At 67.3% G+C, this 25,091-nt stretch carries 23 protein-coding genes and 1 pseudogene; 17 read left to right on the plus strand and 7 right to left on the minus strand.

Going from position 1 to position 25,091, the window contains the following annotated elements:
* Positions 1–2 precede the first annotated feature (2 nt).
* The 3 genes from AC30PD_RS14975 to AC30PD_RS14985 all read left to right on the plus strand — a co-directional run bounded on the left by AC30PD_RS14975 (position 3) and on the right by AC30PD_RS14985 (position 3,760).
* Positions 3–1,748, plus strand: a complete 1,746-nt coding sequence (locus tag AC30PD_RS14975) for a M61 family metallopeptidase (protein WP_489536447.1) — start codon at positions 3–5, stop codon at positions 1,746–1,748.
* A complete protein-coding gene (locus AC30PD_RS14980; RefSeq protein WP_489536448.1) occupies positions 1,733–2,884 on the plus strand; it encodes a DUF3108 domain-containing protein in 1,152 nt (383 codons plus the stop codon). The genes AC30PD_RS14975 and AC30PD_RS14980 overlap by 16 nt, the downstream gene beginning before the upstream one ends.
* Positions 2,885–2,971: 87 nt before the next feature.
* On the plus strand, positions 2,972–3,760 hold the full coding sequence (locus AC30PD_RS14985; RefSeq protein ID WP_489536449.1) for an enoyl-CoA hydratase: 789 nt from the start codon (positions 2,972–2,974) through the stop codon (positions 3,758–3,760).
* A 31-nt stretch (positions 3,761–3,791) separates the two neighbouring features.
* Here the strand turns inward: AC30PD_RS14985 and AC30PD_RS14990 are convergent, their stop codons facing one another.
* Together AC30PD_RS14990 and lysS are read right to left on the minus strand one after the other, a co-directional pair.
* Complete coding sequence (locus AC30PD_RS14990; RefSeq protein ID WP_489536450.1) at positions 3,792–4,358, minus strand: pyridoxamine 5'-phosphate oxidase; 567 nt, start codon at positions 4,356–4,358, stop codon at positions 3,792–3,794.
* Positions 4,359–4,360: 2 nt separating this feature from the next.
* Complete coding sequence (lysS, locus tag AC30PD_RS14995; RefSeq protein ID WP_489536451.1) at positions 4,361–5,839, minus strand: lysine--tRNA ligase; 1,479 nt, start codon at positions 5,837–5,839, stop codon at positions 4,361–4,363.
* 117 nt (positions 5,840–5,956) lie between these two features.
* Between lysS and AC30PD_RS15000 the strand changes: the two genes are divergently transcribed.
* From AC30PD_RS15000 to AC30PD_RS15050, 11 genes and pseudogenes are all read left to right on the plus strand, one after another.
* Entirely contained in the window at positions 5,957–7,015 is a 1,059-nt protein-coding gene (locus AC30PD_RS15000) for a Gfo/Idh/MocA family protein (protein ID WP_489536452.1), read from the plus strand.
* A gap of 2 nt (positions 7,016–7,017) precedes the next feature.
* Complete coding sequence (locus tag AC30PD_RS15005; protein ID WP_489536453.1) at positions 7,018–7,599, plus strand: acyltransferase; 582 nt, start codon at positions 7,018–7,020, stop codon at positions 7,597–7,599.
* The gene (locus AC30PD_RS15010) at positions 7,596–8,702 is read left to right on the plus strand and encodes a DegT/DnrJ/EryC1/StrS family aminotransferase (RefSeq protein WP_489536454.1); all 1,107 of its coding nucleotides are present in this window, start codon (positions 7,596–7,598) and stop codon (positions 8,700–8,702) included. Before AC30PD_RS15005 ends, AC30PD_RS15010 begins: the two co-directional genes overlap by 4 nt.
* Positions 8,702–9,502, plus strand: a complete 801-nt coding sequence (locus AC30PD_RS15015; protein ID WP_489536455.1) for a class I SAM-dependent methyltransferase — start codon at positions 8,702–8,704, stop codon at positions 9,500–9,502. The genes AC30PD_RS15010 and AC30PD_RS15015 overlap by 1 nt, the downstream gene beginning before the upstream one ends.
* Positions 9,499–10,698, plus strand: coding sequence for a polysaccharide biosynthesis protein (locus AC30PD_RS15020; RefSeq protein WP_489536456.1), 1,200 nt, complete (start codon positions 9,499–9,501; stop codon positions 10,696–10,698). Before AC30PD_RS15015 ends, AC30PD_RS15020 begins: the two co-directional genes overlap by 4 nt.
* On the plus strand, positions 10,695–11,783 hold the full coding sequence (locus AC30PD_RS15025) for a glycosyltransferase (RefSeq protein WP_489536457.1): 1,089 nt from the start codon (positions 10,695–10,697) through the stop codon (positions 11,781–11,783). The genes AC30PD_RS15020 and AC30PD_RS15025 overlap by 4 nt, the downstream gene beginning before the upstream one ends.
* Entirely contained in the window at positions 11,780–13,021 is a 1,242-nt protein-coding gene (locus AC30PD_RS15030; RefSeq protein ID WP_489536458.1) for a glycosyltransferase family 4 protein, read from the plus strand. Before AC30PD_RS15025 ends, AC30PD_RS15030 begins: the two co-directional genes overlap by 4 nt.
* Entirely contained in the window at positions 13,018–13,722 is a 705-nt protein-coding gene (locus tag AC30PD_RS15035) for a class I SAM-dependent methyltransferase (RefSeq protein WP_489536459.1), read from the plus strand. Before AC30PD_RS15030 ends, AC30PD_RS15035 begins: the two co-directional genes overlap by 4 nt.
* A complete protein-coding gene (locus AC30PD_RS15040) occupies positions 13,715–14,902 on the plus strand; it encodes a DegT/DnrJ/EryC1/StrS family aminotransferase (RefSeq protein WP_489536460.1) in 1,188 nt (395 codons plus the stop codon). The genes AC30PD_RS15035 and AC30PD_RS15040 overlap by 8 nt, the downstream gene beginning before the upstream one ends.
* Positions 14,899–15,483 (plus strand): annotated as a pseudogene (locus AC30PD_RS15045) (sugar transferase); the annotation flags it as partial. The gene AC30PD_RS15040 and the pseudogene AC30PD_RS15045, both read left to right, overlap by 4 nt.
* 114 nt (positions 15,484–15,597) lie before the next feature.
* On the plus strand, positions 15,598–16,341 hold the full coding sequence (locus tag AC30PD_RS15050; RefSeq protein ID WP_489536550.1) for a nucleoside-diphosphate sugar epimerase/dehydratase: 744 nt from the start codon (positions 15,598–15,600) through the stop codon (positions 16,339–16,341).
* A gap of 21 nt (positions 16,342–16,362) precedes the next feature.
* On the opposite strand, the gene AC30PD_RS15055 is transcribed toward AC30PD_RS15050, so the two are convergent.
* The 3 genes from AC30PD_RS15055 to AC30PD_RS15065 are packed head-to-tail and all read right to left on the minus strand — an operon-like array spanning position 16,363 to position 19,907.
* On the minus strand, positions 16,363–18,279 hold the full coding sequence (locus tag AC30PD_RS15055) for a polysaccharide biosynthesis protein (protein ID WP_489536461.1): 1,917 nt from the start codon (positions 18,277–18,279) through the stop codon (positions 16,363–16,365).
* An 11-nt stretch (positions 18,280–18,290) separates the two neighbouring features.
* Complete coding sequence (locus tag AC30PD_RS15060) at positions 18,291–18,854, minus strand: PglD-related sugar-binding protein (protein ID WP_489536462.1); 564 nt, start codon at positions 18,852–18,854, stop codon at positions 18,291–18,293.
* Positions 18,855–18,857: 3 nt separating this feature from the next.
* Entirely contained in the window at positions 18,858–19,907 is a 1,050-nt protein-coding gene (locus AC30PD_RS15065; RefSeq protein ID WP_489536463.1) for an MraY family glycosyltransferase, read from the minus strand.
* An 84-nt stretch (positions 19,908–19,991) separates the two neighbouring features.
* Between AC30PD_RS15065 and AC30PD_RS15070 the strand changes: the two genes are divergently transcribed.
* The 3 genes from AC30PD_RS15070 to AC30PD_RS15080 are packed head-to-tail and all read left to right on the plus strand — an operon-like array spanning position 19,992 to position 23,361.
* Entirely contained in the window at positions 19,992–20,420 is a 429-nt protein-coding gene (locus tag AC30PD_RS15070; RefSeq protein WP_489536464.1) for a GtrA family protein, read from the plus strand.
* A 2-nt stretch (positions 20,421–20,422) separates the two neighbouring features.
* The gene (gene rffA, locus AC30PD_RS15075) at positions 20,423–21,577 is read left to right on the plus strand and encodes a dTDP-4-amino-4,6-dideoxygalactose transaminase (RefSeq protein WP_489536465.1); all 1,155 of its coding nucleotides are present in this window, start codon (positions 20,423–20,425) and stop codon (positions 21,575–21,577) included.
* Entirely contained in the window at positions 21,577–23,361 is a 1,785-nt protein-coding gene (locus tag AC30PD_RS15080; RefSeq protein WP_489536466.1) for a hypothetical protein, read from the plus strand. The genes rffA and AC30PD_RS15080 overlap by 1 nt, the downstream gene beginning before the upstream one ends.
* Positions 23,362–23,373: 12 nt before the next feature.
* Here AC30PD_RS15080 and AC30PD_RS15085 read toward each other — a convergent pair whose 3' ends face one another.
* Positions 23,374–24,090, minus strand: coding sequence for a WbqC family protein (locus tag AC30PD_RS15085; protein WP_489536467.1), 717 nt, complete (start codon positions 24,088–24,090; stop codon positions 23,374–23,376).
* Between the two features lie 13 nt (positions 24,091–24,103).
* Positions 24,104–25,078, minus strand: a complete 975-nt coding sequence (locus AC30PD_RS15090) for a glycosyltransferase family 2 protein (RefSeq protein WP_489536468.1) — start codon at positions 25,076–25,078, stop codon at positions 24,104–24,106.
* Positions 25,079–25,091 lie beyond the last annotated feature (13 nt).

Raw genomic sequence — 25,091 nt, forward strand, 5'->3', positions numbered from 1 at the left:
CCATGATCACCTACCGAATCGACGTCGCTGACGCCCACGCCCACCTGTTCCGTGTCACGCTCACCGTGCCCCGGCCCGCCGCCGAGCAGCGCCTGAGCCTGCCGGTGTGGATCCCGGGCAGTTACCTGGTGCGCGAGTTCGCGCGCCACCTCTCGGGCATGAGCGCGAAGCAGGGCGCGCGCGCGCTGCCGCTGCAGCAGCTCGACAAGGCGACCTGGCTGGCGCGCTGCAGCGGGCGTGGTGCGCTCGTGGTGAGCTACCTCGTCTACGCTTTCGACACCTCGGTGCGCGCGGCCTTTCTCGACGCGAACCGCGGCTTCTTCAACGGCACCGGCCTGTGCCTGCGCGTCGAAGGGGCGGAATCGCTGCCGCAGCGCGTCGAACTGCGCAGCCTGCCGGCCGGCTGGCAGGTCGCCACGGCGATGCGCGCGCTGACGGTCGACGCCGCGGGGCGCGGCACTTACGAGGCGGCCGACTACGACGAACTCGTCGACCACCCGGTCGAGATGGGCCGCTTCTGGCGTGGCCACTTCAAGGCAGGCGGCGTGGCGCACGAGTTCGTGGTGGCCGGCGCCTTGCCCGACTTCGACGGCGAGCGTCTGCTGAAAGACTCGCAGCGCATCTGCGAAGCGCAGATCCGCTTCTGGCACGGCAAAAAAAGGCCGCCGTTCGACCGCTACGTCTTCCTGCTCAACCTGGTCGAAGACGGCCACGGCGGCCTGGAGCACCGCGCCAGCACCGCGCTGATCGGCTCGCGCCGCGATGTGCCGCCCGCGGGCAAGACCGAGATGACCGACGGTTATGCGAACCTGCTCGGCCTGATCAGCCACGAGTACTTTCACACCTGGAACGTGAAACGCCTGCGCCCGGCCGAGTTCGCGCGCTATGACTACACCCAGGAGAACTACACCGAACTGCTGTGGTTCTTCGAAGGCTTCACGTCCTACTACGACGACCTGTTCCTGGTGCGTTGCGGCCTGATCGACAGCACGCGTTACCTCAAGCTCGTCAGCCGCACCGTGAGCGGCGTGCTCGCACTGCCGGGCCGCCAGGTGCAGAGCGTGGCGCAGGCCAGCTTCGACGCCTGGGTCAAGTACTACCGCAGCGACGAGAACACGCCGAACGCGACCATCAGCTACTACACCAAGGGTTCGCTGGTGGCATTGGCGCTCGACCTCACGCTGCGCCGTGAAGGCAAGGCTTCGCTCGACGCGGTGATGCGCGAGCTGTGGGCCGTGAGCACTGGTGGGCCGATCGGCGAAGCGCAGATCCGCGCTGCGCTGCTGAAGCTCGGTGGGCGCTCTTACGATGCCGAGCTCGACGCCTGGGTGCATGGCACCGACGACCTGCCCTTGCAGGACGCGCTGGCGGCCTTCGGTGTCGACTGGGTGCCCGACGCCGCCACGCTCGCGCAGCGACTGGGCCTGCGCGTGAGCGAGAGCGCGCTCACCGGCGTGAAGGTCAGCCATGTGCTGCGCGGTGGCGCGGCCGAGCGCGCCGGCCTGTCGGTCGGCGACGAGGTGCTGGCGCTGCAAGGCTGGCGCCTGCGCCGGCTCGACGACGCGGCGCGGCTGATGGTGGCCGGCAAGCCAGCCACGCTGCTCGTGGCACGTGACCAGCGAGTGTTCACCCTGTCGCTCACCTTGCCGCCGGCCGAGTCGCCGGCCGCCTCGGGCGTGACGCTGAAGGTGGCTGCCAAGCCGGCGGCAGGGGCCGCCGCGCTGCAAAAGGCATGGCTGTCGGCCTGAAAGCCTTGTTCGGCCCGGCCCCGAGCCCGGCGCGGCGCGCCGGCCTGGCCGGTGTGGTGGTGCTCGTGCTCGCGGTGCACGGCTGGCTCGCCAAAGACATGGCCGATCGCATCGCCGACATGAGCAAAGACACCGCCTCGGTCGAGCGAATCGAGGTGGCCTATGTGCGCGACATGGCGCTGAGCGCACCGGTGCTGGCCGCCCCCGCAGCGCCGCCGCCCGCTGCCGAAGCGCCACCCCGTGTGGCGCGCAGCAAGCCGCCGAAGCCGGCCAAGGCAGCCTCGGCGCCCGACGAGCATGCCGTCGTGCCGCCCGAACCGGTCGTCGCAGCGGCCCCGGTCGTTCCCGAGCCCGCCCCCCCGCTGCCGCTGCCCGAGCCTGCGCTGCCCGAGCCCGCGCCGCCCGAGCCGGTGCTGGCCGCGGCCAGTGCGCCGGCCGACGCCGCGAGTGCGCCGCTGGCCTTCGCGTGGCCGCTGTCCACGCGTGTGAGCTACCTGCTCACGGGCAGCTACCGCGGCGACGTGAACGGCAGCGCGCAGGTCGAGTGGATCCGCTCGGGCTCGCGCTACCAGGTGCACCTCGACCTCGTGGTCGGCCCGAGCGCCGCGCCGCTGATCACACGCCGCATGAGCAGCGACGGCGAGATCACCGCCGACGGCCTGAGCCCGCGCCGCTACGAGCAGGACACCAAGGTCGTGCTGCGCGAGCGCCGCCGCCAGAGCGTGAGCTTCGAGCCGGGCAGCGTGGTGCTCGCCAACGGCGACCGGCGCGACAGCGTGCCCGGCCTGCAAGATACCGCGAGCCAGTTCGTGCAGCTGATGTACGTGTTCAGCACGCGGCCCGAGCTGCTGCGCATTGGCAACACCGTCGACATACCGCTCGCGCTGCCGCACAAGGTCGACGTGTGGACCTACGACGTGGTCGCTGAAGAAGTGCTCGACGCGCCCTTCGGCCCGCTGCCCACCATCCACCTGAAGCCGCGCCGCGCGCTGGTGCCGAAGGTCGGCGAACTCAGCGCCGAGATCTGGTTCGCGCCGCAGCTGCGCTATTTTCCGGTGCGCATCCTGATCCGGCAGGACGTCGACAACTACGTCGACCTGATGATCTCGAAGCCGCCCCAGATGGCCGGCTCCTGAGCGGCGCGGCCGCATCGGGCCGCCACGACTGCGCTTATGCTTGCGCCGCACGAACGACACCCGTCGTCGGCACCACAGGAGAGCCTCTTGACGCAGACCTGCATTCTGACCGCCGTGCATGGCGAGGGCGACCGCAAGACGGCCGTGATCACGCTGAACCGGCCGAAGCAACTCAACGCCCTGAACGACACGCTGATGGACGAGCTCGGCGCGGCGCTCAAGGGCTACGACGCCGACCCCGGCATCGGCTGCATCGTGATCACCGGCAGCGAAAAGGCCTTCGCGGCCGGCGCCGACATCAGCGCGATGGCGCTGTTCAGCTTCAGCGACACCTACGGCGGCGACTTCATCACGCGCAACTGGGAAACCATCCGCAGCATCCGCAAGCCGGTGATCGGCGCGGTGGCCGGTTTCGCGCTCGGTGGCGGTTGCGAGCTGGCGATGATGTGCGACTTCATCATCGCCGCCGACACCGCGAAGTTCGGCCAGCCCGAGATCAAGCTCGGCATCATTCCCGGTGCCGGCGGCACGCAGCGCCTGCCGCGCGCGGTCGGCAAGGCCAAGGCGATGGACATGGTGCTCACCAGCCGCATGATCGACGCGGCCGAGGCCGAGCGGGCCGGGCTCGTGTCGCGCGTGGTGCCTTTCGCCGAGCTGATGACGACCACGCTCGCCGCGGCGCAGGCCATCAACGAGCTCAGCGGCCCGAGCGTGATGATGGCCAAGGAAAGCGTGAACCGCGCGTTCGAAGGCACGCTGGCCGACGGCATCATGTTCGAACGCCGCATGTTCCATTCGCTGTTCGCGACAGCCGATCAGAAAGAAGGCATGGACGCCTTCCTGAACAAGCGCAAGCCGCAGTTCACGCAGCGCTGATTCGGGCCGGCCAGCGCCGCGGGCTCGATTCCTAAGGTTGCACCCAGCGCGCGCCCGTGGCGTCGAATACCGCGCGGCGGTGGCCGCTGCGGTGCAGTTCGAGCCAGTCGATCGACTCCACCTGCGCGTTGATCACGGCAAAGTATTCGCGCTGCAGCGGCTCGGGTGCTGGTGCTTCCGGCACGTCTGCCACGTCGAGCGGCGCGCCGGGTGGCAGGCGAGCCAGGTAGTCCTGTGCCGCGGGCGTGAGCTTGATCTGCGCCCAGCGTGACGTGGCCGTGAGCCCCGACATCTCGAGCGAGAGCAGCACCCGGCAGCGCAGTTGCCAGCCCAGTGCCGGCGACCACATCACCATCGTGCCGTGTGGGTGGCGCAGCAACTGGGCGACCTTGCCGGCGCGGTCGTCGGTGAAGCTCAGCAGTTGTTTGTGGCGGGCCTCGACCTCGCGCAGGATCACGGTGCGCGCATCCGCCGATTCGCCGTTGACCGTGGCCAGCACCGGGGTGCGCCAGGCGTGCTGCTTGTCTCCGGCCGCCAGTTCGAGCTGCCGCCACACCTCGGCCTCGATCGCGCCCAGGCTGCCCAGCCGCTCGGCCACGTTCAGCCTTCCTTGCGCAGCGACGGGAACAGGATCACGTCGCGGATGCTCGGGCTGTCGGTGATCAGCATCATCAGCCGGTCGATGCCGATGCCGCACCCGCCGGTGGGCGGCATGCCGTATTCGAGCGCGCGGATGAAGTCGGCGTCGTAGAACATCGCCTCTTCGTCGCCAGCTTCCTTGTTCGCCACCTGTGACTGGAAGCGTGCGGCCTGGTCTTCGGCGTCGTTCAGCTCCGAGAAGCCGTTGGCGTACTCGCGCCCGGTGATGAAGAGCTCGAAACGTTCGGTGATGCTCGGGTCGGTGTCGGAAGCGCGCGCCAGCGGCGACACCTCGACCGGGTAGTCGATGATGAAGGTCGGCTCCCACAACTTTTCTTCGACCACCGCTTCGAACAGGCCGAACTGCAGCTCGGCCAGTTTCCAGTGCGCCGGCGCTTCTTCGCCGTGTGACTTGAGCGCGGCGCGCAGCACGGCCGGGTCGGCCGCTTCGGCAGCGCTCAGCCCCGCGTGCGCAACGAGCGAATCACGCACCGTGAGGCGCGCGAACGGCCGGTCCAGGTCGACCGGTTTGCCGCCGTACGTGAGCGTGGCCGAGCCGGTGGCCTGGCGCGCGGCGTGGCGCAAGACCTGCTCGGTGAAGTCCATCAGGTCGTGGTGGTTCCAGTAGGCCGCGTAGAACTCCATCATCGTGAATTCGGGGTTGTGCCGAACCGAGATGCCTTCGTTGCGGAAGCTGCGGTTGATCTCGAACACCCGCTCGAAGCCGCCCACGATCAGGCGCTTCAGGTAGAGCTCGGGCGCGATGCGCAGGAACATCTGCTGGTCGAGCGCGTTGTGGTGCGTGACGAAAGGCTTGGCGTTCGCGCCACCGGGAATAGGGTGCAGCATCGGCGTTTCCACTTCCATGAAGTGGTGCTCCACCATGAACTGGCGGATCGAGCTCAGCGCCTTGCTGCGCGCCGCAAAGCGGGCCCGTGCGTCGCCGTCGGTGATGAGGTCGACATAACGCTGGCGGTATTTCTGCTCCTGGTCGGCCATGCCGTGGAACTTGTCGGGCAACGGGCGCAGGCTCTTGGTCAGCAGCCGCAGCGTAGTCACACGCACCGAGAGTTCGCCGGTCTTGGTCTTGAAGAGTGTGCCTTCGGCGCCGAGGATGTCGCCCAGGTCCCAGTGCTTGAACGCCGCATACAGCTCTTCGCCGAGCGCGTCGCGCGTGACAAACAGCTGGATCTGGCCCGAGCCGTCTTGCAGCGTCGCGAAGCTCGCCTTGCCCATCACGCGCTTGAGCATCAGCCGGCCGGCCACCACCACCTGCACGCCCAGCGGCTCCAGCTCTTCGTTGGTCTTGGCGTCGTGCTGACGCAGCAGTTCGGCCGCGTGGTGCTTCGGCTTGAAGTCGTTCGGGAAGGCCACGCCTTGTTGGCGAATGAGCGCGAGTTTTTCGCGGCGCTCGGTGATCAGCTGGTTTTCGTCCGTCATGAGGGGCTCTCGGGTGAGGCCGCGATTTTAGGCGTGCCGAACCGGCCCGCCGGGCCCGGCGCCCGCAGGCCCATAAAATCGCCTGTTGCCCACCCGGGCCGAAGCTGCACAAACCTCATGTCCACACCCACCATCCGCCCCGCGCAGAAGATCCGTTTTGCCGTGGTGGGCTGCGGGCGTATCGCCCAGAACCACTTCGCGGCCTTGAAGCAGCACGGCGCCCGCGCCGAGCTCGTGGCGGTGTGCGACAACCGCCCGCAGGCGCTGACCGAGGCGGTGGTGAAGACCGGCGCCCAGGGTTACGCCTCGCTCGACGCCCTGCTGGCCGGCAGCGACGCCGACGTGGTGGTGCTGGCCACGCCCAGCGGCCTGCACTCGCGCCAGGCCATCAAGGTGGCGCAGGCCGGCCGCCACGTGCTGAGCGAAAAGCCGATGGCGACCAAGTGGGACGAAGGCGTGGCGATGGTGCGCGCCTGCCGCGAAGCCGGTGTGAAGCTCTTCGTCGTCAAGCAGAACCGACTAAACGCCACGCTGCAGCTCGTCAAGCGCGCGGTCGAGCAGGGCCGTTTCGGGCGCCTGGCGATGGTCAACGTCAACGTCTTCTGGACCCGCCCGCAGGCCTACTACGACGACGCCCCGTGGCGCGGCCGCTGGGACATGGACGGAGGCGCCTTCATGAACCAGGCCAGCCACTACGTCGACATGGTCGACTGGCTGGTCGGCCCGGTCGACAACGTGCACGCCTACACCGCCACGCTGGCGCGCGACATCGAGGCCGAAGACACCGGCGTGATGAGCCTGCGCCTGCGCAGTGGTGCACTGGCCTCGGTCAACGTGACGATGCTCACGCACAACAAGAACTTCGAGGGCAGCATCACGCTGCTCGGTGAACGCGGCACGGTGCGGGTCGGCGGCGTGGCGGTCAACAAGATCGAACACTGGGAGTTCGAGACGCCGCACGAAGACGACTCCAAGGTGGCGAGCGCGAGTTACGGCGTGGAGAGCGTCTACGGCCCGGGTCACCCGCTGTACTACGACAACGTGATCAACACGCTGCAGGGCGTGGCCAACGCGGCGGTCGACGGCTACGAAGGGCTGCGTTCGCTCGAAGTGCTGATCGCGGCGTATCGCTCGGCGCGTGATGGTGTGCGGGTCGGCTTGCCACTGGTGTTTTGACGATGATCCACCCTTCGGCCATCGTCGACGAAGGCGCGCAGCTCGGTGCCGGCACCCACGTCTGGCATTTCGCCCACGTCTGCGCCGGCGCGCGAATCGGCGACGGCTGCTCGCTGGGGCAGGGCGTGTTCGTGGCCAACGACGTGCACATCGGCCACAACGTGAAGGTGCAGAACAACGTCTCGGTGTACGACGCGGTCACGCTCGAAGACGACGTGTTCTGCGGCCCGAGCATGGTCTTCACCAACGTGCACAACCCACGCTCGGCCGTGCCGCGCAAGCACGAGTACCGGCGCACGCTGGTGAAGCGCGGTGCCACGCTGGGGGCGAACTGCACGATCGTGTGCGGCAGCACGATCGGCGCGTATGCCTTCGTCGGTGCCGGCGCCGTCGTGAGCCGCGACGTGGCCGACTTCGCGCTCGTGGTCGGCGTGCCGGCCCGGTGCATCGGCTGGGTCAGCCGGCACGGCGAGCGCTTGACGTTCGCCGACGAACTCAACAGCGAAGCGGTGTGTCCGGCCACAGGCGAGCGTTATGTCCTGCGCGACGGCGTCTGTTCGGTGGCGGGAGAGGCCAAGGCATGACGGAGAAGCTCGACTTCATCGATCTGAAAAGCCAGTACGCGGCGCTCAAGGCACCCATCGCCGAACGCATGCAGCGGGTGCTCGACCACGGCCAGTACATCATGGGCCCCGAGGTCAAGGAACTCGAAGAGCGGCTCGCCACCTACACGGGCGCGGCCCACTGCATCACGGTGGCCAGTGGCACCGAGGCGCTGCTGATCTCGCTGATGGCGCTCGGCCTGAAACCCGGTGACGAAGTCATCACCACGCCCTTCACCTTCGCGGCCACGGCCGAGATGATCGTGCTGATCGGTGGCGTGCCGGTGTTCGCCGACATCGAGCCCGACACCTGCAACATCGACGCGTCGAAGATCGAAGCCAAGATCACTGCCCGCACCCGCGCGATCATGCCGGTGAGCCTGTACGGGCAGGTCGCCGACATGGACGCGATCAACGCCATCGCCGCGCGCCACGGCCTGGCCGTGATCGAAGACGCGGCGCAGAGTTTCGGCGCCACCTACCGGGGCCAGAAGAGCTGCAACCTGAGCACGCTCGGCTGCACCAGCTTCTTTCCGAGCAAGCCGCTCGGCTGTTATGGCGACGGCGGTGCGGTCTTCACCAACGACGCGGCGCTGGCCCAGGCCTGCCGCGAGATCCGCGTGCACGGCCAGAGCGCGCGCTACACCCACACCCGCGTCGGCGTGGGCGGGCGCATGGACACCTTGCAGTGCGCCATCGTGCTCGCGAAGCTCGAGCGCTTCGAGTGGGAGGTCGCACGCCGCCTGGTGCTCGGCGAGCGCTACCGGCAACGGCTCTCCGGCGTGCGCGGCCTGCGCCTGCTGGCGGTGCGCGACGACCGCGACTGCGTGTGGGCGCAGTACACGGTCTTCGTCGAGAACCGCAGCGCGGTGCAGGCGGCGTTGGCTGCGCAGGGCATACCCACCGCTGTGCACTACCCGAAGCCGGTGCATCACCAGCCGGCCTACGCGGCGCTGTGCTGCCCCGATTGCTGCCCGCAAAGCGTGCTCGCCGGCCAGCAGGTGATGAGCCTGCCGATGAGCGCCGACCTCAGCGAAGCGCAGCAAGACCGTGTGGTCGGCGCCGTGCTGGCTGCGCTGCAGTGATGCCGGCGGACGAGCGCAGCCCCGCGCCGGCCGGTGTCGACTATTCGGCGCTGTACGACGAACACCCCGAGTACGTGGCGCGCCGCGCCAGCGGCTCGTTCGAGCAGGCGCAGATCGACCTCGAGGTTCGCCTGTTCAAGTTGCCGCAACTGATGCGCTTGTTGCCGGCCGGCCGCCGGCTGAACAGCGTGCTCGAGATCGGCTGCGCGACCGGCGAGCTGATCGACGCCGTGCCGGTGCAAGCCGGCGGCCGCAAGCTCGGCATGGACATCTCGGCCGCCAACGTGGCGGCCGCACGCGCGCGTTTCCCTTTCGTCGAATTCCGCTGCGGTGACTTTCGCGACGCGCGCGGCCAGTACTTCGACGCCGTGATCATGAGCGACGTGCTCGAACATGTGCCCGACGACGTGGCCTTCCTGCACGACGCCGCCTCGCTCGGCGAGACCGTGCTCGTCAACCTGCCACTCGAAGACAACTGGCTCAATCGCAACCGCGCCTATGGGCCCGACGATGTTTCGGGCCACCTGCGGCGTTATTCGCTGGCCGACGGCCTGGCCCTGTTCGAGCGCGCCGGGCTCGAGGTGACGGCGTTCGCACAGGTCTGGGTTCACGAAACGGCGACTGAGCCGGCACGGCGTGCGCTGCGGCGCGAACGGCTCGGCGCCGAGTACGCCGGCGGCTGGCCACAGCGCGCCATCAAGCATGCGGTGTTCGCCACCGCCTCGGCCGTGCCGGCGATCGGCCGGCGCCTGTTCGCGTCGAACCTGTTCGCTGCCGCGCGCCAGCGCGCCGCCCCTTGAGCCTGCGCCACCAGCTCGGCCTGTCGCTGCTCGTGCAGGGCGCCGGTTCGGCCTCACTGCTGCTGGCCACGCTGTGGCTCGGCGCGAAGCTCGGGCCGGAGCAGCAGGGTGCTTTCAGCCACGTCAAGGCAGAGATCGAATTCATCGCGGCGTTCGCGATGTTCGGCCTGCCGCAGGCCTTGTTCTACTTCGTGAAGTCTTCGCGGCTCGGCCGTGACGCGGCCTTGCGCTGGGCTGCGGGCAGCGCCATGGTGGCGCTGGTGATCGGCGCCGTATGCGCCGCGGCGCAGCATCCGAACAGCGGTGGGCTCTCGTTGGTGGCCTTGTCACTCGCGGTCGCCTCGGCGGTGTTCCTGGGTCAACTCCGATCCTTGCTGCTGGTGGGGCAGCGCTCGGTGTGGTTCAACCTGGCGACGGCCTGGCCGCAGATCGTGCTGCTGCTCGGCGTCGTGGTGCTTGTCGCGCTCAGCGCGGCGTCGGAGCAGCGCTGGCCGTGGTTGTTCGCCCTGGCCTTCGGCAGCGCCGCCGTGCTCGCGCTGTGGCGCTTGCAGGCGGTGCCGGCGGTGCCGGCCGGTGCGCCCGACGCCGGCTGGCGCGAGCTCGGCCACTACGGCCTGGCCGCCTGGCTCACGGCGGCGCTGTCGACCGCGGCGATCCTGCTGGTGCAACGTTGGGTGGGACACGCTCAAGGCGCGGCCGTGCTGGGTGTGTTCACGATGGCGATGACGCTGGTGCAGTTGCCGCTCACGCCCGTCAACTACGCGGCGCCGCTGCTGTTCAGGCGCTGGATGGAGCGGCCCGGTGCGCGTGCCTCGCAACGCTGGGCCGCGGGCCTGTTCGCCGCCTTGCTCGCGGTGGCCGCGCTGGTGTGGGTCGCCGCGCCGCTGTGGCCGCGCCTCGGGCTCGGGCAGGGTTATGCCGGCCTGGCGCAGGCGCTCGCGGTGCTGCTGGTGGGCGGCGCGGCCGAAGCGGCGTCGCGTGTGCTCGGCGTGAACGCCAACGCGGTCGGAACGCCCTGGGTCGCGGCGCGCGCCGAAGCCGCCCGCTGGGTCGTGCTCGGAGCTGGCTGGCTCATGGCCTCGCCCGCCGGCCTGCTGCCGATGTGTGCGCTGTGGTCGGCCGCGGCGCTGGCGGCAGCGGCCGTGTTCGCGTTCGAATCGCGTGGCGGTGCTCCGCGCCTGGAAGCCGCCGCATGAGGATCGCGCTGCTCGGCCCGGCCAACTCGATCCACCTGCAGCGCTGGGCTGCAGCGCTGGCAGCGCGTGGGCATGCCGTCAGCGTGGTCTCGCAGCACCGTGTCGAGCCCAGCTTGTTGCCGTCGGGGGCCGATGTGTTCTGGCTGCCGCACGAAGGCCAGCTCGGCTACTTCAGCAACGCGCTCGCGTTGCGCCGGCATCTGGCGGCATGGCGGCCCGATCTGCTCAACGTGCACTACGCGAGCGGTTACGGCACGACCGGCGCGCTCTGCGGCTTTGCGCCGACGCTGCTCTCGGTGTGGGGCAGCGATGTCTACGACTTCCCCTGCGAAAGCGCGCTCAAGGGCTGGCTGCTGCGCAAGGTGTTGCGGCGTGCCACCGCCATCGCTTCTACCAGCCACGCGATGGCCGAGCAGGTGCGTCGGCTCACGCCCGAGCGGCGCGCCATCGCCGTCACGCCCTTCGGTGTCGACCTGTCGCGGTTCGTGGCCAGGGCTTCGCGCGGCGGGCCGCTGACGCTGGGCATCGTCAAGTCGCTGGCGCCGAAGTACGGCGTCGACCTGCTGCTGCGTGCATTCGCCGGTCTGTGCGCCGACGCCGAGGTGCAGGCCGCCGAACCGGCGTGCCGCCTGCTGGTCGTCGGCGACGGGCCGCAGCGCGGCGAACTGGTGCGACTCGCGGCGCAGCTTGGCGTCAGCGAGCGCACCGAGTTCGCCGGCGCCGTGGCGCACACCGAGGTGCCGCACTGGCTGCACCGGCTCGACATCTACGCCGCGCCGAGCCGTCTCGACAGCGAAAGCTTCGGCGTTGCCGTGATCGAGGCCGGTGCCTGCGGCTTGCCGGTGGTGGTGAGCGATGCCGGCGGGTTGCCCGAAGTGGTGCTGAACGGCGAGACCGGCCTCGTCGTGCCGCGCGACGACGTGCCGGCCTTGCAGGCCGCGCTCAAGCGCCTGGTGCTCGACGCCGGCTTGCGCACGCGCCTCGGCGCGGCGGGGCGCGCGCACGTGGAGCGTGAGTACGAGTGGGGCCATTGCGTCGACCTCATGGAGCGCGCCTACGCCGATACGATCGCGGCCAAGCCATGAACATCCTGCTCGTCAACCACTACGCAGGCTCGCCGCAGCACGGCATGGAGTACCGCCCGTATTACCTGGCACGCGAATGGGTGCGGGCCGGGCACACGGTGCAGATTGTCGCGGCGGCGTATTCGCATGTGCGGAGCACACAGCCCGAATTGAGCCCGCCCACGCAGCCGCGCGACGAACGCATCGCGGGCATCAACTACCGCTGGTTGCCGGCGCCGGGCTACCAAGGCAATGGCCTCGGCCGCGTGCGCAACATCTGGGCTTTCCTTGCGCGGCTGTGGCGCGAAGCACCGGCGCTGGTGAACGAGTTCCGGCCCGACGTGGTGATCGCCTCGAGCACCTACCCAATGGACATCTGGGTCGCGCGGCGTCTGGCGCGCCTGGCGCGTGCGAAGCTGGTCTACGAAGTGCACGACCTGTGGCCGGCTTCGCCGATCGAGCTCTCGGGCCTGTCACCGAAGCACCCGTTCATCATGTTGTGCCAGAAGGCCGAGAACGACGCCTACCGCGACGCCGACGTCGTGGTCTCGATGCTGCCCAAGGTGGCTGCGCACATGCAGGCCCACGGCCTCGACCTGCGCAAGCTGCACATCGTGCCGAACGGCATCTCGCTCGAAGAATGGCAGGGCGACGCGGTGCCGCTGGCGCCCGAGCTGGCAGCGCACCTGCTGGCGCTGAAGCAGGCCGGGCGCACGATCGTCGGCTACGCCGGTTCGCACGGGCTGCCCAACGCGCTCGACGTGCTGCTCGATGCAGCGGCCCTGATGCGCGACGAGCCGGTCGCCTTCGTGCTGGTCGGCAGCGGCCACGAAAAAGCGCGCCTCGAGGCTCGGGTGCGCGCCGAGGGACTGGCCCACGTGACCTGCTTCGCGCCGATCCCGAAAGCGCAGATCCCGGCTTTTCTGCGCGAGATCGACATCGCCTACATCGGCTGGCAGCGGGTGCCGATCTACCGCTTCGGCATCGCGCCCAACAAGCTGATGGACTACATGATGGCCGGCTGCGCCGTGCTGCATTCGGTCGAAGCCGGCAACGACCCCGTCGCCGAAGCGGGCTGCGGGCTGACCGTGGTGCCCGAGTCGGCGCCGGCGGTGGCCGAGGGCGTGCGCCAACTCGCGGCCTGCGGCTTGAACGAGCGCCGTGCGATGGGCGAGCGCGGCCGTGCTTTCGTGCTCGCGCACCACACCTACCCGGTGCTGGCCCAGCGTTTCATCGACGCGGTCGAGGCGGTGCGATGAGTGCCGAACGCGAAGCCGACGCCGTCGCCGAGCGCTACGCCCGCCGCACCGCGAGCGACCGCTACAGCATGCTGCGCCCCGACGTGTGGCACACCGTGCAGGAACGCCAGCGCGCGATGCTGCGGCTGTTCGCGCGGCTCGGGTTCAACGACCTGTCGGCGCTGCGCCTGCTCGAAGTGGGTTGCGGCAGCGGCGGCAACCTGCAGGAACTGCTGCGGCTCGGCTTCGTGCCAACGAACCTCAACGGTTCCGAGCTGCTGCCCGAGCGCATCGCACAAGCCCGCGCCGGGCTGCCGGCGAGCGTTGCGCTGTTCGAAGGCGATGCCACGCAACTCGATCTGGCGCCAGCCTCGTTCGACATCGTGTTCGTTTCCACCGTGTTTTCGTCGCTGCTCGACGACGCCTTCCAGCAGCGTCTGGCCGAGTCGATGTGGCGCTGGGTTCGGCCCGGTGGCGGCGTGCTCTGGTACGACTTCACTGTGAACAACCCGCGCAATGCCGACGTTCGTGGCGTGCCGCTGGGCCGCGTGGCGGCGCTGTTTCCGCAGGGCGGCTTGCGGTACCAGCGGGTCACGCTGGCCCCGCCGATCGCGCGCGCCGTGACCCGGCTGCACCCGGCGCTCTACACTCTGTTCAACACCCTTCCGCTGCTGCGCACCCATGCGCTGGCGTGGATCGCCAAGCCCCGAGACCATGTCTGAGAAGCTCCCTTTCCTGCCCTTCGCCCTGCCCGACATCGGTGAAGAAGAGATCGCCGAGGTGGTCGACACGCTGCGTTCCGGCTGGGTCACCACCGGCCCCAAGACCAAACGCTTCGAACAGGACTTCGCGGCCTTCCTCGGCGACCCGGCGCTGCACTGCATGGCCGTGAACTCGGCCACGGCCGGCCTGCACCTCGCACTCGAAGCATTGGGCATCGGCCCGGGCGACGAAGTCATCACGACCACCCACACCTTCACCGCTACCGCTGAAGTCGTGCGGTACCTTGGCGCCGACGTGGTGCTGGTCGACATCGACCCGGCCACGCTTTGCATCGACATCGCGGGCGTCGAAGCCGCGATCACGCCGCGCACGAAAGCGGTGATCCCGGTGCACTACGCCGGCCTGGCGGTCGACATGCCGGCGCTGCTCGCCATCACGAAAAAGCATGGCCTGAAGGTCGTGGAAGACGCGGCGCATGCGCTGCCCACCACGAGCGCCGGCCAGCTCGTTGGCACGCTCGCGTCCGACGTGTGCGTGTTCAGCTTCTACGCCAACAAGACCATCACCACCGGCGAAGGTGGCATGGTCGTGACGCGGGAAGCCGCCCTGGCCAAACGCATCCAGGTGATGCGCCTGCACGGCATCAGCCGCGACGCGTTCGACCGCTTCACCGCCAAGGTGCCGAGCTGGGCTTACGAGATCGTGGCGCCTGGCTTCAAGTACAACCTGACCGACATCGCGGCGGCACTCGGGCTCCAGCAATTGAAGCGGGCACGGGCGTTCCAGGCGCGGCGTGAGACTCTTGCGAACGCTTACCGTGAAGCGCTGAGCAGCCTGCCGTTGCTGCTGCCGCCAGAGCCCGCCGAAGGTGACATGCACTCGTGGCATCTCTATGTGGTCCGCCTGCTGGACGACGCGGTGGGTGCGCGAGACGCCTTCATCGAAAGCCTGTTCGCTGCCGGGATAGGCTGCAGCGTGCACTACATTCCGCTTCACCTGCAGCCCTATTGGCGTGATCGCTATGGGCTTCGCCCGGAACAGTTTCCGCACAGCCAGCATGCATTCGAGCGCCTCGTCAGCCTGCCGATGTACACACGCATGACGGTAGACGACGTTCAGCGCGTGGCGAGCGTTGCGCGGCACTCGTTGCGACGCCGGAGCGGCGCCGGCGCCGCATGACCAAGCGACTTGTCGATGTGCTGGCCGCCGGCCTTGGTTTATTGCTGCTTGCCCCGCTCTTCCTGCTGCTTGCCATCGCTATCAAGATCGATTCGCCGGGGCCGGTGTTCTACCGCCAGGAGCGTGTGGGCCGGCACGGAAGGCTGTTTCGCATTTTCAAGTTCCGCACCATGGCGACGTCTCAAAGCGCCAGCGCGGCACAAATCACCGTGGCAGGTGACAGCCGCATCACCCGCGTAGGGAGCTGGTTGCGCCGCAGCAAGCTCGACGAACTTGCACAACTTCTGGACGTGTTGCGCGGCACGATGAGTCTGGTCGGTCCGCGCCCCGAAGTGCCACGCTATGTCGAGCACTACCCTCCGCAATGGCGTGAGCGACTGCTCAGCGTGCGGCCCGGCATCACCGACTTTGCGTCCGTGCGGTATCGCGATGAGGGCGAATTGCTGGCGCGCGCGGCCGATCCCGAGCGCGAGTACATCGACGTGATCCTGCCGACCAAGTTGCGCTATGCCTTGCGCTACGTGGACCAGCCCACGATGGCGAATGATCTGCGGGTGCTCGGCCTGACGCTGACCACCGTGTTCATCCCGACCCTGCCCTCACCGAGGAGGTGGCTTCCCATGAACGACAGCAAACTATGGATTTGGCTCGACGACTCGATGTCGGCTCTGCGCCCGCGAAACCGCAGCATCGCGATGGCGGTGGATGCGCTCACCGTGCTCGCCTGCTGGCACATCACCTACTTGTTCCGCCTCGGCTTCGAGCGCTGGCAGCCGGGCCGGCCGTGGTACGACGACTACGTGTCGTTCGGTGTGGTGCTCACCTACCTGGGGCTGCTGGCGATCACCGGCGTGCCTCGCGGGTTGTGGCGCTTTTTCGGTTTTGACGATTTCAAGCGCATCGCCGCAGCGTGCCTGATCGCCGGCTTGCTGAGTGCGGTCGTCGTGCTCGCGGCGCAGCTGAGCGGCGTTGCGCGCGCAGTGTTGTTGCTGCACCCCCTGTTCTGCGTGCTCGCGCTGAGCTTGTCGCGCATGGCCTACCGCATGGTGTGGGAGAACGCGCGCGCACGAGTCAGTGACGAGGAAGGCGAGCCGCGCCGTGCCGTCGTGCTGGGTGCCGGCGAGGCGGCACGGCGGTTGGTCGGTGCCATCCACCGCCGCGACGGCTGGACGGTGCTCGCACTGCTCGACGATGACCCCGCCAAGCAAGGCTTGCGAGTCGGCGGCGTGTCGGTGCAGGGTGTTCTCGGCGACCTGGTACTCCCGCACATTCTTGCCGGTGTTACCCACGTGATTGTTGCGATGCCAGGCGCCGCGAAAGGCGACCGCGACCGCGCGCTCGGGCTGGCCCGGCACACTGGCCTTCCGGTGATGAATGTGCCGAGCAAGATGGAAATGCAAAGCGGCGCCGATCCGTCGGGCATGGCGGCTGCGTCGTGACGACGAAGCCGCCGCAAGCGATCAGCGCATGGCCAGCGCGGCCGAGGCTTCGGCGTTGACCTCGTCGGCGGAACGAAACTCCGGCACGAGGTTGCGGATCTGGCGCAGCATGGCCTCGGTGTCGCCGCTGTGACAGGCCTGCTGCAGCGACTGAAGCATCTTGTCGAGCAGCACTGGCTCGATGTGGCGCTCGCGCGCACACATAATGCGTGGGTGACCGCTCGGAACAACGTCATCGCCGATCAGCAGCTCTTCAAAGAGCTTTTCGCCCGGGCGCAGGCCCACCGCCTTGATCTCGATCTCGCCGTTCGGCTCGTCGGCGGTCTTTTCGGTCAGGCCCGACAACCGGATCATCGAGCGTGCCAGATCGGCAATGCGCACCGGCTCGCCCATATCGAGCACGAACACATCACCGCCGCGCGCCATGGCACCGGCCTGGATCACGAGCTGAGCCGCTTCGGGGATCAGCATGAAGTACCGAACGATGTCGGGGTGGGTGATCGTGATCGGCCCGCCCGACTGAATCTGGCGCCGGAACAAGGGCACCACCGAGCCTGAAGAGCCGAGCACATTGCCGAAGCGAACCATCGAAAAGATGGTTTGCCCGTTCGAGCGAATCGCTGAGGCCTGGAACAGCAGCTCGGCGATGCGCTTGGAGGCGCCCATCACGTTGGTCGGGCGTACCGCCTTGTCGGTCGACACCAGGACGCAGGTCTCGACCGATGCCTCGAGCGCCGCGCGAGCAACGTTGAGCGTACCGAACACGTTGTTCCGCAGGCCTTGCTGCATGTTGGCTTCGACCATCGGCACATGCTTGTAGGCGGCAGCGTGATAGATGGTCTGCACGTTGTGGCGTTGCAGCAGCTCACGCACCAGGTCGACGTCGAGTACCGAACCGAGGTGGGCCACGATGCGCGCGCCATGCGCGGCCTGTTGCAGCTCATGGTCGATCGTGTAGAGCGAATATTCAGAGTGGTCGAGCAGCACGAGCAGCCCCGGCCGTTGCGACAGGATCTGACGGCAGAGCTCGCTTCCGATCGAGCCGCCGGCGCCGGTCACGAGCACGGCCTTACCCGAGATGTTGCGTGCAAACAGGGCCGGCTCCGGCGGCACGGCATCGCGCCCGAGCAGGTCGGCCACATCGACCTCGCGGATGTCCGACACGTCGGCGTGACCATCCACAAGATCAGCCAGGCCAGGCAGGATGCGCACTGGCAGGCCCGCGCTTTCCACCCGTTGGATCAGGTGCCGTTTTTGCGCCGTGTTGGCCGACGGAATCGCGACCACGATCTGCGTGGCATCGTGACGGAAGATCGCTTCAGTCAACGCTTTGGGCGAGTACACCTTGAGTCCGGCGACGGTCTTGTTTTGCAGGACCTTGCGGTCGTCGAGAAAACACACTGCCTTGTGCTCCAGGCTGAACTGCATTGCCTGGGCAAGTTGCGCTCCGGCATTCCCTGCGCCGTAGATGATGGTGCGCAAACGCGGCCGGCCGCCGTTCTTCAACCCGCGTCGCAACAGTGCGCGTGCGATGAAACGCGACGACACGACGTAGGCGAAGGCGACGAACCAATAGATGAGCAGCGCCGAGCGCGGCAGCATGCTCACGTCGAACAGCTGTGCAAGCGCGTAGACGAGCAATACCGCCACGGCGAGCGCAGCGCTCGCGGCCACCAGCACGCGCAGGTCGATGTAGCGCACCACGGTGCGGTACAGGCCCGCAGCGCCGAGCACCGGCAGGGTGAGCAGAGCCAGCGCGATCTGGACGCCGGGAACCGTGTCGAACCCGATGATCAGCGAGCCTGTCCGAAAGGTCGTCGCTCCAAACATGCAAAGCGGCAGGAACAAAGCGTCGCCGCCGATCATGACCCACACCTTCATGCGCGGCGACAGCTGTGCCAGCTGGCGGGCGATGGACATGGGTGAGAACAGGAACATGTCTGATTCTTTCAGATGTGAGAGGGCTTCGGCATCTCGCCGGCGCGCTGACGCTGGCCCGGCTGCAGCGCCTCGCCTGCGGCCAACTTGGCGCCGGGTTCGAGCACCGAGCCTCCGCCCATGCAAGCCCCTGCGCCCAAGTGCCCGTAGGCTCCAACGTGAGCATGATGATCGACCACCGCACCGGCGTTGACGACAACGCCGTCGTCGATGCGCGCTTCGGTGCCGATGACGGCACCGGCCATCACCGTCACGCCCGCTCCGATGGCGGCGCTCGAAGACACGGTTGCGCGGGGGTGGACGAGGCTCACGGGGTTGAAGCCGGCAGCGACTGCGCTTTCGCAGGCCCGGCGGCGTGCGCTGTTGTCACCGATGGCCGGTATCACGGCATCTGCCAGCGGGCGCAGCGCAGCGAGGTCGGCTAGGCGGCCGACGACCGGAACGCCACTGACGGGGGCGAGGTCCGGCCAGCGGTCGTCCACAAATCCAGCCAGCGTGTGCTCACCGGCGAGCAGCGCCAGTTCGGCCACGGCGCGGCCGTAGCCCCCGGCGCCGATCACGAGCAAGCGCGCCACGTGTCAGACCTCCTGGGCCGCCCGGTCGCCGGCCTTGTAACGGAAGGCGACCCGGACCAGCGGCGCATACGCCACGATGCTGCCGAGCAGGCCGTCGATGCGCCCGGTGGCGACCAGCAGCGCGATTGGCAGAAGCCAAAGAGCATTGATCGCCCCCACGGCGAGGGTGACCTTCTCGTGCGATGCCAGCTTGCGCGATGCGTACTGGAACGCGTGGCTGCGGTGGGCGACCGAGAAGTGCTCACCGCGGCGCACCCTGCGGATCAGAGTGGTTGTTGCGTCTGCCATGAAACAGCCGAACAGAATGAACCAGCACCAGAATACCTGCGGCGCCTGTTGCGCAGTCCAAATGGAGAACAACGCCAGCACGAGGCCTACGAAACCGCTGCCGGCGTCGCCCATGAAGATCTTCGCGGGCGGGTAGTTCCAGAGCAAAAATCCCACGATGCAGCTGGCGAACACGACCGGCACTGGCCAATGGGGCGTGCCGGTGGCGAGCCACCAGCACAGGGCGCCGCCAAGCGAGGTGGTGATGGCTTCGACACTGGCGATGCCGTCGATGCCGTCCATGAAGTTGCACAGGTTCACCATCCAGACGATGTAGACGGCCGCCAGAGCAAGGCCGAACCAGCCCAGGTCAACTGGCACGCCGAACATCGGCACCGGCGGAATGCCGCGCATCACCCACAGCATCCAGACCGCAGCGGCGGCGTGGGCCAGGAACCGCCAGCGCGCCTGCAACGGTCGCTGGTCGTCGATGAAGCCCACCAGGGCCACCAGCCCGCCGCCGCCGAGCAACGCGACCAGCAGCCCGGTCGGCATGGCGCGCAAGTGGTACAACCCAGCCGCCAGCGCGATGAACGTGACCACGATCGACACCCCGCCGCCTCGCGGCGTGGGCACCGTGTGCATGCTCCGGTCGTTCGGCTTGTCGAGGAGCTTCGCCGAGAGCGCGTAGCGCCGCATCAACCCGGTGAGCCACCAAGCCAATACGACGCCGAGGAGCGTGGCCACCAGGATCATCGGCCCGGGGAAATTGATGTCGAACTGCATGCGGGAGAGGCTAGGGCGAACAGCTCGCCGCTTTTCGCGAACTCCGGGATTCTAAGGTGGTGGGTGCGGGCGATAATTCCGCGCTTGAGTTCCCACGCCACTCCCTCCGCCGAGCCTCTGCGTTCCTCGCAGAGGACGCTCGGGCAATTGCTGCGCTTTGTGCTGGTCGGCCTGGGGCTTAACGCGCTGTTGTATGCGTGCTACCTCGGCCTGGTCGATCGCGGTCTGGCCCCGATGCTGGCGATGACCGCCATGTACGTGACCGGCACTGTGCTGGGCTTCGTGCTGCACCGTTCGTGGTCTTTCGGTAGCCGCAGTGCCGTGCATCGGGAGTGGGGTGCATATGTCGCCGTCTACTTCGCCGGTTACGTGCTCAACCTGGCGGCACTCGCCTTCTGTGTCGGACTCCTCGGCTGGCCACACGCATGGGTTCAGGGCGTGACGGTCTTCGGGGTGGCCGGTGCGACCTTTGCTCTCAACAAGTTTTGGGTGTTCCGCGCCCCGCGACATTGACCATGGCCACCGAGACCCGCGTCGACATTCCGTTCAACAAGCCGTACATGACAGGCCGCGAGCTGAGCTACATCGCCGAGGCGCACGCGGCCGGCCATCTTGCAGGCGACGGCATGTTCTCCCGCCGCTGTGCGGCTTGGCTCGAGCAACGCACCGGCGCGCACAAGGCGCTGCTAACGCATTCGTGCACTGCAGCGCTTGAGATGACAGCGATGCTGGCCGACATCGGCCCCGGCGACGAGGTCATCATGCCCTCGTACACCTTTGTCTCGACCGCCAACGCATTCGTGCTGCGTGGCGGCGTGCCGGTGTTCGTCGACGTGCGGCGCGACACGCTCAACATCGACGAAGCGCTCGTCGAGGCTGCGATCACGCCACGCACCCGCGCCATCGTGGTGGTGCACTACGCTGGCGTCGGTTGCGAGATGGACACGATCATGGCGATTGCCGAGCGTCACGGCCTTCTCGTGATCGAAGACGCCGCACAAGGCCTTATGTCACAGTACAAAGGGCGGCCGCTGGGCAGCATCGGCCACCTTGCCGCGTTGTCGTTCCACGAAACCAAGAACATCATTTCGGGTGAAGGCGGGGCGTTGCTTGTCAACGATGCACGTTTTGCCGACCGCGCCGAGGTGCTCCGCGAGAAAGGCACGAACCGCAGCATGTTCTTCCGCGGCCAAGTCGACAAATACACTTGGGCCGACATCGGTTCCTCTTTCTTGCCGGGCGAGATCGTGGCCGCCTTCTTGTGGGCGCAGATGGAAGAAGCGCAGGCCATCACTGATCGGCGGCTGGCTCTCTGGGCGCGGTACCACGAGGCGCTCGAGCCGCTTGAGCTCGCCGGGCGCGCTGTGCGACCGAGTCTTCCGCCCACCTGCGTGTTCAATGCGCACATGTATTACCTGCTGCTGCCCGGGCTTGCTGAGCGCACTGATTTCATCGCGCGGCTGCGAGCGCTGGGCGTCTACAGCGTTTTTCACTACGTGCCCTTGCACAGTTCTCCGGCGGGCCTTCAGTTCGGGCGTGCGCACGGCGCGCTCGGCGTGACCGATGAGGCCGGTGATCGCCTCGTGCGGTTGCCGATGTGGGTCGGGCTGGAGGCGCACCAGACCCGGGTCATCGACTCGGTGGTGCACGTGGCCAGCAGGCCGGCCTGATGCGGCGCGCGTTGGTTGGCGCTCCGGTGCTGGCGTTGCTGTGTGCCCAGATCGGCCTGTTCGTCTGGACAGCGGGGTATGGGCTCGACTTCACCGACGAGTCGTACTACCTGCTGAACTACCAGCACTGGCGCACGCTCACGGCGACGTCAACCTTCTTCGGTGCTTACTTCGAGTGGCCGTTTCGCGCCTTGGGCGGCGACGTGGGCTCAATCCGCGTTTTCGGCCTGGTGCTCCTTGTCGCTGCCGGCGGGTTTTTCACTTGGCGGGTATGCAGGTTCGGGCGCGATGCCGCCGAACCCATTCCCTGGAGGTATGTCATCGCGGGCATGGCAGGTTCGCTCTACTACTACAGCTACGTCACCACGCTGCGGGCTCCTTCGTACAACCTTCTTGTGTTGTTCTGTATCCTCGTCGCGAGTGGCCTCCTACTGGTGCTGACGGAAGGCGGCAGCTCACGCGAGCGCCTGGCATGGGTCTCGTTCGGGTACGGCTTGCTGGTCGGGGCATGTGCACTCACCAAGGCGACCAGCGCGGTGGCCATGGTCGTCTGTCATCTTGCATTTCTGTTGATTTTCGGACCAATGAAGCGCCTTCCAGAGTGGGTGGCCTTCGCCGCTGCAGGAGTCGGTGTCAATCTGCTCGCATTGCATCTGGCTCAGCCCCGTTGGTTCGACGTATTGCGTGAAGGCGTGCTTCTCACCACCACCCTTGATGCACGCTATACGACGATCCCGTTCGGCACCCTCTGGGAGGCCGCGCTGCGCGGTGCGACGCGCTTGTTGCCTTCGTTGTTCATTGGTGCGCTGGCATTCGCGATCGTGGTCCGGCGCTGGGGGCGGGTGCATCAATGGGTGCTGTCGCTCTTGGTCGTGGTGCTTGTCGCCGGGATCTTCTGGACGATTCAGTTTCAGGTCTACGGCAAGTCGTGGTGGGCCCTGATCGCGTTCGGTACGGCATTGTTGTGGATGGCCGAGAGGCTGTGTCGCGTGGAGCCTCTCCCGCGTTGGGGCGACGTGCGTGGGGTGGCTGGCCTGTCGCTGTTGTTGTTCGTTCTACCGATCTGCTATTCCGTCGGAACCAATGGTTCGCTCCCGGCGCACACCCAGATGGCGGCGGTGTTCGCAATCGTTGCGCTGATGCTGCCCCTGCGTCGCCTGCACACACTCGGCCTGATTCACGAAAGTGCATTGTCGGGCGCGCTGGCGTTGTCGTGCATGCCAATGCTGGTGTCGCAGTGGCACTCGCTCGACGACCCAGCATTCACCTATCGGTTGCGCAGCGGGCTGCTGGGTCAGCAGCACCCGTTGGCGCTCGGTACGCAAGGGCGCGTGTTGAAGCTCGACGCGACGACCCGCGAAGGCGTGGTGCTGCTCACGCAGCGCATGGCGGCCGCGGGCTACCGCAGCGGCGATGCGATCTTCGATGCGACTGGTGATGGCCCAGGCCTGGTCTATGCCCTCGGCGGGCGCCCGCTCGGTGTGGCGTGGCTGATCGGTGGCTACCCCGGCAGCGCGCGCATGGCCTCGCGCGTTTTCGATGCTCTTGCACCCGACGAATTGCGACGTGCGTGGGTGCTGACAGCCGAAGGCAATCCGCGCGCTTTGCACGGCTTTCAGGAACTCCTGCTTCAGCGTACCAGTGGGCCGGGGTACGAGCTTGTCGGGAGCGTCGATCTGCTGCCCCAGTACCGGTGGGACGGCCTGCCGCCTACGCCGGTCTCCGTGTCCCTTTGGAGACCGTCTGCGCCGGTGTCTCGTCCCGCGGAGCCGTCGAAAAACTAGCAGCGATCCGCGTCAGCCGGTGGGGCCGGCGACAACATCGTCCCGCCAGCCCCAGATGTACAACGGTGCCTCAGGCCCGACGTTGAACAACAAGTCGAGGATCGACACATCGGAAGCGAAGGGCGGAAATCGCTGCGGGTGCTCCGGGTAGCCGCCATAGCCTTTCCAGCGCAGTTCGACGCCACGTTCGGCGAAGCGCTCGGGCACGATGTAATCCTTGGCGGCCGGTCCGGACACGTAGCTTGAGGCGCCGGTCTGGTCCACCAGATCGAGAAGCCTGTCCAGCTTCTGGCCGCTGGCGCGGTAGTCACGCGAATCGGCGAATTCGGTCGTGATGCCAAGAAACTCGTGCGAGACGTAGCGGATCAGCGATTGGTTCAATACCGAGAGCTGGTGCCACTCCGTGCCGAGGTAAACATGCTCGAAATATTCGCGGTAGCGATCGAAGTGCGGACACTTGCTGTAGTTCATCAGCAGAGTGCGCCAATGCCGGGCTTGCCATGCAGTGTCGCGCAACTCGACGTCGCAGATCAGCCGATCGGTCTGAGGCCCGACCGGAATCGAAAGCCACTGGGTGCCGTGCGGAGTCTTGACGCGGTTGCGGTTGCGCCAGTCCCTGTTGGTGTATTGCACATCGTCGTAGAAGACGAACATATCCACGTCGTGGATGATGTCGAAATACCCTCGCCACGGGATGTAGTTCGACTGCAGGATGGCAACGCTGCGCATGGGTTCCATGCCTTCAGCGGTGGATGTCGCGAATGATGTACGTGGGCCGGTCCTGGACCTGGTTGAAGACCTTGCCCAGATAGATGCCCACGAGACCCAGCCCGGTGGTGAGAATCCCGAGCGTCATTGCCATCATTGCCATCATCGACGTGAAACCGAGCAGCGCATCGTCGAAGAGTAATTTGCGCGCGACCAGGTAGCCGGCGTAGCCGAAGCTGGTGAATGTGATCAGAACTCCGCTGTTGAACAGCCACACCAGCGGCTTCGACGAAAACGAACTGACCGCATTCACCATCAGTTGTACCCGCCGCATCAGGGTGTAAGTGCTCTTGCCTTCCCGCTGCTGCTTTCCGATCGACATGCCCACCTGGCTGAACCCGGCCCAGCTCATCATGCCTCCCATGAAGAGGTTGTAGTCACCCATGCTCAGAAGCGCGTCGACGAATCGCCGCGTCATCACGCGTTCGGTCACGAGGTTCTCGGGAACCCGGGTGTCGCTCATGCGGTTGAAACCTTTCCAGAACAGGCTGCCGCTGAATCGTTCGAACCAATGGCCCTTGCGCGCCTCCTGGTAGCCGAAGACCACATCGGCGCCGCTCTGCCGCAGCTTGGGCAGAAAGGCCGCCAGCACGGCGGGCCGCACCTCGAGGTCGCAATCGATGAGGAACACCAACTCGCCCCGCGACTCGCGCAAGCCGGCCTGGATCGCCTGGTGGTGCCCGAAGTTGCGCGAAAGATCGATGACCACGAGTTGCGGAATGTCGCTGCGGCGGGCGAGCACGTAGGCCAGCGATTCGTCTGGCGAGCCGTCGTTGACGAGAACAATCTCGACGTTCTCGAAGCCGGTTGCCTTCAACGCCTCCTGGCACTCGGCCAAAAAGGTCTCGAGGAAGGGCCGGGACCGATACATCGTCGACACGATGCTGATCGCGGGTCGGCTGGTACCCGTGGAGCCGGGAGTTTTCGCATTCGCGTCGTTGACGTTCATCGTTGGTGGCTTC

Origin of the sequence: Rhizobacter sp., from assembly GCF_032229685.1 — a bacterium.
Classification (GTDB): Bacteria; Pseudomonadota; Gammaproteobacteria; order Burkholderiales; family Burkholderiaceae_C; genus LMDS01.

Excerpts from the sequence above, each read along its gene's own strand:
- AC30PD_RS14975 (WP_489536447.1), top strand. The coding sequence starts at position 3 with ATGATCACCTACCGAATCGACGTCGCTGACGCCCACGCCCACCTGTTC.
- AC30PD_RS14980 (WP_489536448.1), top strand. The coding sequence starts at position 1,733 with ATGGCTGTCGGCCTGAAAGCCTTGTTCGGCCCGGCCCCGAGCCCGGCG.
- lysS (WP_489536451.1), bottom strand. The coding sequence starts at position 5,839 with ATGACGGACGAAAACCAGCTGATCACCGAGCGCCGCGAAAAACTCGCG.
- AC30PD_RS15000 (WP_489536452.1), top strand. The coding sequence starts at position 5,957 with ATGTCCACACCCACCATCCGCCCCGCGCAGAAGATCCGTTTTGCCGTG.
- AC30PD_RS15005 (WP_489536453.1), top strand. The coding sequence starts at position 7,018 with ATGATCCACCCTTCGGCCATCGTCGACGAAGGCGCGCAGCTCGGTGCC.
- AC30PD_RS15010 (WP_489536454.1), top strand. The coding sequence starts at position 7,596 with ATGACGGAGAAGCTCGACTTCATCGATCTGAAAAGCCAGTACGCGGCG.
- AC30PD_RS15015 (WP_489536455.1), top strand. The coding sequence starts at position 8,702 with ATGCCGGCGGACGAGCGCAGCCCCGCGCCGGCCGGTGTCGACTATTCG.
- AC30PD_RS15025 (WP_489536457.1), top strand. The coding sequence starts at position 10,695 with ATGAGGATCGCGCTGCTCGGCCCGGCCAACTCGATCCACCTGCAGCGC.
- AC30PD_RS15030 (WP_489536458.1), top strand. The coding sequence starts at position 11,780 with ATGAACATCCTGCTCGTCAACCACTACGCAGGCTCGCCGCAGCACGGC.
- AC30PD_RS15035 (WP_489536459.1), top strand. The coding sequence starts at position 13,018 with ATGAGTGCCGAACGCGAAGCCGACGCCGTCGCCGAGCGCTACGCCCGC.
- AC30PD_RS15040 (WP_489536460.1), top strand. The coding sequence starts at position 13,715 with ATGTCTGAGAAGCTCCCTTTCCTGCCCTTCGCCCTGCCCGACATCGGT.
- AC30PD_RS15050 (WP_489536550.1), top strand. The coding sequence starts at position 15,598 with ATGGCGGTGGATGCGCTCACCGTGCTCGCCTGCTGGCACATCACCTAC.
- AC30PD_RS15055 (WP_489536461.1), bottom strand. The coding sequence starts at position 18,279 with ATGTTCCTGTTCTCACCCATGTCCATCGCCCGCCAGCTGGCACAGCTG.
- AC30PD_RS15065 (WP_489536463.1), bottom strand. The coding sequence starts at position 19,907 with ATGCAGTTCGACATCAATTTCCCCGGGCCGATGATCCTGGTGGCCACG.
- rffA (WP_489536465.1), top strand. The coding sequence starts at position 20,423 with ATGGCCACCGAGACCCGCGTCGACATTCCGTTCAACAAGCCGTACATG.
- AC30PD_RS15080 (WP_489536466.1), top strand. The coding sequence starts at position 21,577 with ATGCGGCGCGCGTTGGTTGGCGCTCCGGTGCTGGCGTTGCTGTGTGCC.
- AC30PD_RS15085 (WP_489536467.1), bottom strand. The coding sequence starts at position 24,090 with ATGCGCAGCGTTGCCATCCTGCAGTCGAACTACATCCCGTGGCGAGGG.
- AC30PD_RS15090 (WP_489536468.1), bottom strand. The coding sequence starts at position 25,078 with ATGAACGTCAACGACGCGAATGCGAAAACTCCCGGCTCCACGGGTACC.